Origin of the sequence: Flagellimonas nanhaiensis, from assembly GCF_003382275.1 — a bacterium.
Classification (GTDB): Bacteria; Bacteroidota; Bacteroidia; order Flavobacteriales; family Flavobacteriaceae; genus Flagellimonas; species Flagellimonas nanhaiensis.
This window is the reverse complement of record NZ_QTJX01000001.1, coordinates 86,248-97,996: the sequence shown is the minus strand read 5'-3', so window position 1 is coordinate 97,996 and position 11,749 is coordinate 86,248. Positions and strand designations below refer to the sequence as shown.

The window sequence follows — 11,749 nt, the reverse complement described above, 5'->3', positions numbered from 1 at the left end:
AACTATGAGAATAATGAGAAATATTAATAAGTATATAGCAACAGCGGTTCTTGGAACCATGTTAGCAATGGTTTCCTGTGAGACTACCGAATTGGACCTCACACAAAACCCAAATGCACTTACCCCAGACCAAGCTAGTGCAGATTTCTTCTTGAGCTCTATTCAAGAAGATTTCATTAGGCAGTTTGAGGGTGATGCCGATTTTGACGCAAATGATAACTGGCAATCTGGTGGTAATACCACTGGTGACGGTTTCTTTGAAATTGGAATGGAACTATCACGTGTCGTGAATATGAGTGGTAGAAACTATGTTAGTGCCTACCAAGGTTCGGACATGGATGATGAATGGATTAATGCCTACCGTGGTATTTTAGCGGATTTAAGAAAAATGAATCCATTAGCGGAAGAAGCAGGCCTTACCCACCATATTGGAATAGGTCAGTTTATCGAGGCTTTCTTAATGGTTTCCATGGTAGATTTCTTTGGAGATGTACCTTACACAGAAGCCATTACTGCAGAAGGAGAGGCCAACTTTAACCCAGCTGTGGATTCTGGGGCGAGCATTTATGACGCTAGTTTGGCTCTTTTGGACCAAGCCATCGCCAATTTTAATAGCACAGCAGCAGCAGAGCCAACAATAGACTACTATTATGCTGGCGACTATGAAATGTGGGTAAAAGCTGCCAATACTTTGAAGATGAAAATCTACATGCAGCGTAGATTAGTTGATAGCAGTGCTTTGGCTAGCTTCAATTCTATTCTTGCAAGTGGAAACTATATTTCAGATACTTCTGAGGATATGATTTGGTCTTGGTCTTCAGGTAGTGCTTCACAACCTGATACAAGACACCCTAGATATGGAATCAACTATACGGACACTGGTGGTGGTGATTATCAATCCAACTGGTTAATGAACCTAATGGACACGTCAGAAGATCCAAGGATTAGATACTATTTCTATCGTCAGAGTCCAGGTGTTCCTGGAGCACCCGGAGTTGATCCAAACGAAGAGACTTTGAACTGTTCTTTGGAAACTCCTCCTCAGCACTACATAGATGGAGGATTTACATTCTGCTGGTTGGACAATGGATACTGGGGTCGTGATCATGGTGACGCAGACGGTATTCCACCAGATGGACTGTTAAGAGCTGCTTACGGGGTATATCCTGTTGGAGGACAGTTTGATGATGACAGCTTTGGTGAAATCGCTCTTGGCTCAGGATCAGGCGGTAACGGTATTAGCAACCTTTTGACTTCCTTTGGTGTTGATTTTATGATTGCTGAAGCTGCGATGGCCAGCGGAGATGTTCCTGGTGCTAGAGCTGCTCTTTTGACCGCAGTTGAAAAATCCATTACAAAAGTTCAGGATTTCTCTGCAAGCCGTTTTGCAGGTGCAGATGCTTCTTTTGCCCCAACAGCAGGAGATGTAACTAGCTTTGTTAATGCAGTAGGTGTTGCTTTTGATGATGCTGACACTAGTGGAAAATGGGACATTTTGGGAGAGCAGTATTTTGTTGCTCACTTTGGTAATGGTGTAGAGACATACAACTTCTATAGAAGAACCAATTTCCCTACTACGTTGCAACCTAACTTGGAGCCGAACCCAGATGTGTTTATTCAATCCATGTATTACCCTACAAATGCTGTGAACAACAACTCTAATATCTCTCAAAAAGCAAATCAGCAACAAGCTGTTTTCTGGGATGACAATGGAGTACCACCAGCTAACTAAAAAAAATTGTAATGAACATAAATTTAGAATTCATGAAAAATTTAAAAATCTATATACTGCTCGCTCTAGGGGTCTTTATCGCCTCGTGTAGCGAAGACGATAAGGTCACCGTTGGTGTGCAGGAGAACTTTACGGCAGGAGCTATTTTAAGGACCTTGGCGTCCTCAGGTGCTCTTGACATGTTCAACACTGCCAGTGAGCTTACATGGACAATCCAAGAACAAGACGCTGAAGGAGGCGATTTGGTCGATAGAGTTGAAATCACTGTTAGTTTTGTGGACAACAATGGTAACGGAAATTCTGTTTCTGGTTCTGCGTTGGCTACAATAACTGAATTTGGACAAACAGATGGTCTTCCAAGTTTCGACTACAGTATTACTCTTAACGATGCTCTTTCCGCTACAGGCGTTGCCTTGATAGACGTACTACCTGGAGATCAGTTTGTAGTAGATATGACGTTGTTCTTGACTGACGGTCGTTCTTTTGATAATTCCAGTACAACCGGTAACGTTAGTGGTGGTTCTTTCTTTAGCTCTCCTTACCAATATACCTTTACTGTTGATGATGGTATTGCTTTTGGAATAGCAGACGTTAATGCAAATGAGATTTCACTTACTAATCCTAATGAGGACTATTCAGTTACATTGTCTGTAGGAGACTCTCTACTTGTAGATGCAGGTCTTGTAGAAACTATCAATGTATATCGTCGCTTTATCGACAGAAGTATTGAAGACGATGGAATTGATCGTTCAGAAGATGAGGCCATTTTCAGAACTTTCACCCTCGCGGATGACTTTACTGTTGATGCAGAAGGAATTGCTTCTTTGGACTTTGTAGTTACCTTGGACGATTTGTACGGACCTGACCTATCATTTGATCTTCTTGGGTTGAACGATGGTTTCAATTTAAGATATGAAGCTATTACATCCGATGGAAGAGTTGTTACTACATCTGAAAGCGGAACAGAGTATTTTGATACTGTGGTTGTAACAGAGTGTATCCAATTGAATGCCGATGCTCCTTATGCTGGAGAGTACACTATCGAAATGTCAGATGACTATGGAGACGGCTGGAACGGTGCACGTCTAGATGTTCAAATTGATGGTGGTGATGTAGAAAGTTTCTTGGTTGAGACAGGAGACAGTGCTGAAGGAACATTTACAATTCCTGAAGGTGCTACCACTTTGACAATAACCTTTATTTCCGGAGATTGGGATGGTGAGATTTCTTATAAGATTATCGATCCTAACGGAAATACCGCTGCTTCAGTAGCACTTGGTGATGCAGCAGCAGGTGAGATTGAGCTTCTTGTTTGCGAATAGAGCAAGACTTAATTTTATGATTAAATACAAAAGGGGTGCCATGGGCACCCCTTTCTTTACCCTATAATCTGATTTTCAAGCTCTTCCTAATTTCGTTCTGGCCTGACATATAACCACCAAATTTTGGTTAAATTTGATTTAAAAGATTCTATGAAAACTACATATTACCATGCACTAGTTGCTATAGCGCTTTCTTTATTTATCTTTTCATGTACCGGTGATGAGCCTGAGCCTCTACCTCAAGACAATGAGAATCCCACCTCGGAAACCCCTACCGATGACACCCCATCTGACGATACACCTACGGATGATGATACACCTCCCACGGTTCCTCCAGAAACAGCTGGCACCGTTGAAGTGTTGAACAGTGACTTGCTATACGATGGCTATGTCCTTATAAATGATGCAGGTAACGATCGCGTTTACCTAATGGATAAAAAATCCGCTATTTTACATGAATGGGACCTGCCCACGGGTATAGGTAACGATGTGGAGCTTTTGCCAGATGGACGCTTAGTGGGCATTATGAAAGCAGAAGATCCCAAAATTGAATATGGAGGTCAAGGAGGTAAGCTACAATTTGTAAGCCCTGATAGTACCGTAGAATGGAATTTTGATTATTCTACCGAAGAATATATAACCCATCATGATGTGGAATTGCTGCCTAACGGAAATGTAATCACCATTGTCTGGGAAAAGAAGACAATGGCCGAAGCAGAATTGGCCGGTTCCAGTTTGGGAATAGATGTTTTCCCAGAGGCCATCATTGAAATCGATTCTACTACAGATGAAATTGTATGGGAATGGCATGCCTGGGACCACTTGGTTCAAGAACATGACAATACCAAAGAAAATTTTGGAACCATTGCCGATAATCCCCAGCTCATTAACCTTAATTATGTTCTGGATAAAGAGGGAGATATTATGCACGCCAATGGTATTGAATATGATGAAATCAACGACCTTATTTACCTAAGTGTTAATTTTTATCACGAAGTATGGGTCATTGACCATAGTACGACTGTAGAGGAGGCTGCCTCCCACAGCGGCGGAAATCTGGGTAAAGGAGGAGATTTAATTTACCGATTCGGAAACCCAACTGCATATAACAATCCTATCGGAGAAAGACTTTTTAGAAACAATCACCATCCACTTCTTTTAGATGGGGTTGATTTGGGTAAAATTTCAATCTTCACTAATGGTAACGGTGCGACCCCTGAGCAGTCCACAGTATATGAATTTCTGCTTCCCAGTCCATTAGCTTTGTCTCCAAATACCGACAATGAACCCGAAATCGCATGGAGCTTCACCAATCCCGATCTCTATTCCCCGAAAGTATCTGGCTCAGTAAGACTGCCAAATGGCAATAGACTCATTACAGAAGGAGATTTTGGAGTTTGGGAAGTAACTGAAAGTGGAGAAGTAGTTTGGAAATTCTGGTCACAGGGATTCTTTTGGAGGGCGTACCACTATGCCAAAGATGACCCGGCCGTTATGGCTTTAGGCCTTTGATTTGTTACAACTGTCCAGAAAACTTATCTTCGGGGCCATGGTCTTAAAAATGAAAGAACTCTATGAGCAATTTTTTTCGGATACCGCTTCTTTTATTGTTGGTTACCGGTTGTGTCTCTAATGAAAAGGATAAAGAACAGTCCCAAACAAGCAAGGACACGACTCAAAAAAAAGCGATATTTACCAAAATAGAAAGCGGCAACAGCGGCATTACCTTTGCAAACAATATAGAACATGATGTAGCTACAATGCACAATTTGTTCGATTATGACTATTTCTATAATGGTGCCGGTGTTGGAGTTGAAGATTTGAACAATGATGGTCTTCTCGATATTTTCTTCTGTGGCAACCAGGTTTCCAACCAAATCTATTTCAACAAAGGAGGATTAACGTTTGATAATGTAACTGAAACTTCGGGAATTAACCAAGGGAAAAACTGGTCCAACGGGGTCACATTTGTTGACATAAATAATGATGGCTGGATGGACATCTATGTTTCCCAAGGAGGGCCGAACACTAGAGATTTGCGAAAAAATTTGCTGTTTATCAACCAACAAGACGGAACCTTTCAGGAAAAAGCGGAAGAATACGGCCTTGCTGACATGGGCATCAGTACACAGTCCGTTTTCTTTGATTTTGACAAGGATGGAGATTTGGACTGTTTGGTGATGAACGAGAATGAACTGTACGGTATGGACCCCATAACGTTCAGCAGGTATGTAAACGCCGATAAGGAAACCACACATTTTAACTCCTCTCACCTATATCGAAATGATAAAGGAAAATTCGTGGATGTCACCAAAGCTGCCGGAATGGAGAAACCAATCTATGGCCTTGGACTTTCCGTTGCCGATATAAATGAAGATGGATGGATGGATGTGTACATGGCCAGTGATTACTACCTTCCGGATGTACTCTACATCAATAACCATGATGGTACTTTTACAGATCAGATAAAATCATCCACCAATCAAATTTCTTTCTACGGAATGGGAATGGACATTGCGGATTTGGATAATGACAACCTACAGGACATTTTTGTTCTGGACATGGCCGCTAATGACCACGTACGCTCCAAGACCCTAATGGCCTCGATGAACACCAGACGTTTTGACTATCTGGTAAATAAGGCCGGGTTCCACCACCAATACATGTACAACTCATTGCAGAAGAACATTGGAGATGCCAAATTCAATAATATCTCGCAGCTTTCGGGAGTGGCCAATACCGATTGGAGCTGGTCTGTACTCATGAACGATTTTGACCTTGATGGGCAAAAGGAAATCCACGTGACCAATGGATATCGTCGTTATGCGTTGGATAATGACCTACAACGTCAAGTATTTGAAGCAAAGCAAAAGTATAGGGGCCAAGTACCTTTGGAGGTAAAGAAGCAGCTATATGAGTCTATGCCCTCTGAAAAGCTTCCCAATATCCTATATAAAAAAACCTCTGAGCTCAAATTCAAAAATGTTGCTTCAGATTGGGGCATGAGTGATTTCTCTTTCAGCAATGGAGCTGCCTCCGGTGATTTTGATAATGATGGGGATTTGGATATTGTCATCAACAATATGGATGATGAAGCTTTTCTATACCAAAATCTATCCATAGAAAATAAGCTGGGCAATTATTTAAAAGTCATTGCAGAAGGCGACATGTCAGAAGAATTTGCCAAGGTGGAGATTGATATAGCCGGCAATTCCCAAATGGTCGAAATAAAGAGAATCAGGGGGTACAGATCTGCACAAGAAAACAAAGCTTTTTTTGGAGTGGGCAACCACCAGACAGTAGACACAGTGACCATCTATTGGAAATCTGGAAAAATGGAACAAAAGTTCAATGTGCCTTCCAATACAACGCTCACATTTAAAGAAACGGAGGCCACCAACTTATCAAAATCAAGCCTAGCGAATGATTCGTATTTCGCATCCTCCAATCAAAGAGAGATAGGTTTGACTTTCGTTCACAAGGAGAATGCTTTTGATGACTTTGAAAAGGAGATACTCCTCCCCTACAAACAATCCACCATAGGACCATTTATTACTAAAGGGGACATTAATAATGACGGTTTAGAAGATATTCACGTTGGAGGTGCTTCTGGACAACCGGGACAGGTTTTTGTACAATCCAATAAAGGATTTGTAAAGGTAAACTCCCCTGCCCTAGCTGCAGATGCACAGCATGAGGACATGGAATCTATTTTCTTTGATTTTGATGGAGACCAAGATTTGGACCTATATGTGGTAAGCGGTGGAAATGAGTTTGCTGAAAACTCCTCATACCATACAGACAGGATATACCTTAATGATGGCAAAGGGCAGTTTTCAAAGCATAATAGCAGTATCCTAAGTTCCTATCCCAAAAATGGAAAATCGGTAACTGTTATTGATTATGATAAAGATGGGGATAAAGATATTCTGGTAGGAAACAGAGTGGTTCCGCAGAAATACCCCAACCATCAAGAGTCCACCCTATATGAAAATATGGAGGGCAAACTTGTTGATGTTACCCAAAAAGTCGCCCCTGAATTATTGAATTTTGGCATCATAAACGATATACAGACCACGGATATCAACAATGACGGTTGGGAGGATTTCATTGTTGTCGGTGAGTGGACAGGTATCGGTGTTTTCATGAACAAGCAAGGATTTTTCGAAAGAATTGGAAAGGACAACAGCACCTTACAGGAAAAAGGATGGTGGTTTTCCATTCATGAAACGGACATAAACAATGACGGACTGAAAGATTATATTGTTGGAAACATTGGACTAAATATCAAATTCAAGGCCTCCAAAGAAAAGCCCTTTAAAATCTTTGCCACGGATTTTGATGATAATGGCACCAACGATATTGTCCTGAGCAAAAAATACAATGGCACCTATGTTCCAGTACGGGGAAGGGAATGTTCCTCTCAACAAATGCCTTTTATAAAGGAGAAATTTGAAACCTATTCAGAATTTGCCAACGCTTCCCTTGTTGATATTTATGGCGAAAAACTTGACAACTCCTACGAGAACAGTGTCACCGAATTTCAATCCATTTTATTGATCAATAAGGGTGAAATGAATTTTGAAAAGAAAATCCTTCCAATTGAGAGTCAAACATTTCCGTTATTGGATTGTGTCTTTTTGGATGTTGACCAAGATGGTTTTGAAGATGTAGTTACCGCAGGAAATATTTACGAAACCGAAGTGGAAACCCCAAGACTGGATGCCATGTCGGGAGTCATTTTGTTATCTAATGGAAAAGATGGGTACAAAAGTGTTCCCCAACAAGATTCAGGTCTGTTCTTGAATGGAAATGTAAAAAGTCTCGAGTTGATTTCAAATTCAAGTGATGGACAATATCTGATCAATACGGTCAACGATGGCCCACTTGGAATTCACAGAATTTCCTCTTGAGCCTAACCTCCAAAAACAACTGAGCAAATAATCGTCATGAGCGGACAAATCTATGGAATACGGGCAATATTGGAAGCAATTGAAGCAGAACAGCCCATCAACAAAATCTTTCTCCAAAAAGGCTTAAAAGGCGACTTGTTCAGGGAACTAGAGGTTACCCTCAAAAAAAAGAGAATAAGCTGCTCGTATGTTCCCATTGAAAAGCTGAACAGACTGACCAGAAATAACCACCAAGGTGCGGTTGCCCAGATTTCCCCTGTGCAGTTCCATAATTTTGAATCACTGGTGGAAAATGTGGTACAAAATGAAGAGAAACCCTTCTTTTTGTTACTGGACCAAGTTTCTGATGTTAGAAATTTTGGGGCCATCATCAGAACAGCTGAATGCTGTGGTGTACATGGTATTATTGTACCCAAAACAGGAGCGGCGCCCATTACCGACGATACTGTAAAAACCTCTGCAGGTGCGGTTTTTAATGTTCCAATAGCCAAGGTGGATCATCTTAAGGACGCTATTTTCTATCTTCAATCCACCAACATTAGCGTAATAGCGGCCACGGAGAAAACCGAGGAAGAAATTTATGACGTAAATATGGCAGGCCCCACTGCTATTGTGATGGGAGCCGAGGACAAAGGTATTTCCCCTTCCGTACTTAAATTGGTAGATGGCAGTGCCAAACTTCCGTTATTGGGTAAAATAGGCTCTCTAAATGTTTCCGTAGCCTGTGGGGTATTCCTCTATGAAGTTGTTCGTCAACGCAGAAAGTAGGTTCTAATCTTTCTTGTCAGATTTGTAATGATATTTGATTCGGACAGTTCTATCCTCTGGCTGCTCCTCAAGGTTACCTTCTATAAAGTTTCCCTCTTCATCAAAGTGTTTTAAAAATGGGTCATCCTCCTCGGTAAAATCCTCTTTTTCCCAATCATACTTTCTCTCTTGGGGAACCTCAACTTTAATGGTCAAGGCCAACAATAGTCCCGACAAAAATCCAGAGAGGTGGCCTTCCCACGAAATACCGTCCTTTATGGGAAAAATATACCAGATCATACTACCATATATAAATACCACCACCAATGATAGGGCCACCAATCGAAAATGCTTTGAAAATATTCCCTTGAAAAAGATGAAACTTGCCAATACATAAATGACCCCACTAGCTCCTATATGATAGGATTGTCTTCCGATCAGCCACGTCATGATGCCTGAAATGAGAATCCCAAGAATAAGAGTCCTTCCTGCAGCTTTGTTATAAAAATAATAGAGAAATCCTGTCAATATGGCCAAGGGAAGCGTATTGTTGTAGAGATGCTCCAACGACCCATGGATAAAAGGTCCAAAGAGAACACCTTTTAGACCTGAAAGTCTTCTTGGGTAAATTCCAAAATCATTAAAGTTAATCCCAAAGCGAACCTCGACCCAAAATACTGTCCATATGGCAAGTACACCTATCAAAGGGGCCAAAAGCACCTTGTTTGAGAACTTATAATGCTCTTTTGTATGCATAGAATCGATTAAATCAATTATCCGACCATTTCCCTCAATTTACACAAATTGTCATGTTGAATGCTTAAATCATGTAAAAAATGGTGAGTAACTGACTACAATTTTATCTTATTTTTATCCCTATGAACGAACCCTTGGCTGAACGGATTCGGCCCAAAACTTTAGAAGATTATATCAGTCAGCAACATCTGGTTGGTAAGGAAGGCGCATTAACGCATCAAATTAAGAGCGGCATAGTTCCATCTCTCATATTTTGGGGGCCTCCAGGTACGGGAAAGACCACTTTGGCCAATATTATAGCCACAGAAAGCAACAGGCCATTTTACACATTGAGTGCCATAAGCAGCGGGGTAAAGGACGTGAGGGAGGTCATAGAAAAGGCCAAGCAGAGTGGCGGGCTCTTTACTTCTAAAAATCCAATCTTGTTTATTGATGAAATACATAGGTTCAGTAAATCACAGCAAGATTCGCTATTAGGGGCAGTGGAGAAAGGTTGGGTCACCCTGATTGGTGCCACAACGGAGAATCCCAGTTTTGAGGTGATTCCCGCCCTTTTATCCAGATGTCAGGTATATGTCCTTAATCCGTTTGACAAGAAAGATCTAGAGGCTCTTTTAAAAAGAGCCTTGGATACGGATCAAGTCCTGAAATCTAAAAAGATAACTCTAAAAGAAACTGAAGCGCTTTTGAGGTTGTCAGGGGGAGATGGGAGAAAACTATTGAACATTTTTGAACTCATTGTCAATTCTGAAAGTGGTGACAATATCACCATAACCAATGAATCTGTTCTTAACAAAGTACAAAAGAACACGGTGCTCTACGACAAAACAGGAGAGCAACACTACGACATCATTTCCGCTTTCATTAAATCTATTAGAGGTAGTGACCCCAATGCAGCGGTATATTGGCTGGCCAGAATGATCGAGGGTGGTGAAGACGTGAAATTTATTGCCAGAAGAATGGTCATTTTGGCCTCTGAGGATATTGGAAATGCCAATCCCACTGCCCTAGTGCTTGCGAACGCTACCTTTAACGCTGTAAATACCATTGGATACCCAGAAGCTAGGATTATCCTAAGTCAATGTGCCACCTATATGGCCAGTTCGCCCAAAAGCAATGCAAGTTATCTTGCCATAAAAGAAGCCCAGTTAAAAGTAAGGGAAACCGGAGACCTATCGGTTCCTTTGGCCATAAGAAATGCACCCACCAAGCTGATGAAAGATTTAGGGTATGGTAAAAACTATGATTATGCCCACGACCACAAGGATAACTTTGTGGATTTTGAGTTTCTTCCGGAGGAAATATCAGGTACCAGTTTCTATCGTCCAGGTAAAAATCCAAGAGAAAATGCCATGAGAGAGTTCCTAAAAAAGAGATGGAAGGATAAGTACGGGTTTTAGAACTTAATATTGAGTTCTTTCTGTTGAGTTTTTCCGTTCTCTGAATATTCCAACAACCATTTGTCACCCTTTTTGTATACCATTCCATTCTTTCCATCATAATCCGCCAAAAAGATATTGTCCACGGATGTTTTCTGGAGTTTCATGATAACCTTTGGGGTACTATCTATCAGCTGGTAACCATTATCTATAGGTTGCGCATAAAGCAGAGAGCCTTGAGGTTCTGAAACGGGTTTCTTCGTTTCAATTTCAGTAGCCATTTCTTCGACTTTATCCACTTTGGTCATAGTGGAAGGTTTGGGAGTTCTATCTTTATAAGTTTGGTTTTCTGGCGTGGCTTCTTGCTCCACAACCTTAGAATCTGGTTTATTTTCGAGTGATTTAATATCATTTTTGAAACTCACTGTAATGGGAGCTTCCTTTTTGTTTTCCACTACCTCTTTTTTTGGTTTGTACGCATAGTCCATACTTTTAAAGGAGGCAAAAGAGTTTTCAATGGCCTCTTTGTACGCAATTCTAAACTCTTTGGACCTACTTCTTCCTTCAATCGTTCTAAAGACTTCGTTATTCTGACAATCTCTAAGGACAATGATTGTTTTGGTGGTAAACAAGGATGAGTTATCCAGAAGATCGGCCGTTAATCCAAGACATCTATTGTTGGCCAAGTCCTCGGGCATAACGTCTTCATAGACAGCATTGAATCCATTAAGGGCAAAGAAATGCTTGACCATTGTACTAGTCTGGTGCCTGTTCTCTATCTTAAAAGCTTCAAACCTTTTAGGCACAACAATGTACTTGTAGTCGTTCAATTGTCCCTTCATGGAACCGTGCAATCCTATTGCAAACGCCAATATGCATACTACTTTGAATCTCATATGG

At 41.1% G+C, this 11,749-nt stretch carries 8 protein-coding genes; 6 read left to right on the top strand and 2 right to left on the bottom strand.

The window, feature by feature from the left end; translation table 11 throughout:
- The first annotated feature begins 13 nt into the window (after window positions 1-13).
- The 5 genes from DX873_RS00435 (at window position 14) to rlmB (ending at window position 8,735) form a co-directional block, all read left to right on the top strand.
- Complete coding sequence (locus DX873_RS00435) at window positions 14-1,732, top strand: SusD/RagB family nutrient-binding outer membrane lipoprotein (protein ID WP_116182571.1); 1,719 nt, start codon at window positions 14-16, stop codon at window positions 1,730-1,732.
- 32 nt (window positions 1,733-1,764) lie between these two features.
- Complete coding sequence (locus DX873_RS00430) at window positions 1,765-3,054, top strand: hypothetical protein (protein ID WP_116182570.1); 1,290 nt, start codon at window positions 1,765-1,767, stop codon at window positions 3,052-3,054.
- 150 nt (window positions 3,055-3,204) lie between these two features.
- Window positions 3,205-4,566 (top strand): aryl-sulfate sulfotransferase, encoded by a 1,362-nt coding sequence (locus DX873_RS00425; protein ID WP_116182569.1) that lies wholly within the window; start codon window positions 3,205-3,207, stop codon window positions 4,564-4,566.
- A 62-nt stretch (window positions 4,567-4,628) separates the two neighbouring features.
- Window positions 4,629-7,967 carry a VCBS repeat-containing protein gene (locus tag DX873_RS00420; protein WP_116182568.1) on the top strand — a complete coding sequence of 1,113 codons (3,339 nt, stop codon included), beginning with the start codon at window positions 4,629-4,631 and terminating at the stop codon, window positions 7,965-7,967.
- 36 nt (window positions 7,968-8,003) lie between these two features.
- Window positions 8,004-8,735: a 23S rRNA (guanosine(2251)-2'-O)-methyltransferase RlmB gene (gene rlmB, locus DX873_RS00415; RefSeq protein WP_116182567.1), complete on the top strand. Its 732-nt coding sequence runs from the start codon at window positions 8,004-8,006 to the stop codon at window positions 8,733-8,735.
- Window positions 8,736-8,738: 3 nt separating this feature from the next.
- On the opposite strand, the gene DX873_RS00410 is transcribed toward rlmB, so the two are convergent.
- On the bottom strand, window positions 8,739-9,470 hold the full coding sequence (locus tag DX873_RS00410) for a rhomboid family intramembrane serine protease (protein ID WP_116182566.1): 732 nt from the start codon (window positions 9,468-9,470) through the stop codon (window positions 8,739-8,741).
- Window positions 9,471-9,592: 122 nt separating this feature from the next.
- On the opposite strand from DX873_RS00410, the gene DX873_RS00405 reads away from it, so the two are divergent.
- On the top strand, window positions 9,593-10,870 hold the full coding sequence (locus tag DX873_RS00405) for a replication-associated recombination protein A (RefSeq protein WP_116182565.1): 1,278 nt from the start codon (window positions 9,593-9,595) through the stop codon (window positions 10,868-10,870).
- On the opposite strand, the gene DX873_RS00400 is transcribed toward DX873_RS00405, so the two are convergent.
- Entirely contained in the window at window positions 10,867-11,745 is an 879-nt protein-coding gene (locus tag DX873_RS00400; RefSeq protein WP_147296579.1) for a hypothetical protein, read from the bottom strand. The two genes, DX873_RS00405 and DX873_RS00400, sit on opposite strands and share 4 nt — an antisense overlap.
- Window positions 11,746-11,749: the final 4 nt, after the last annotated feature.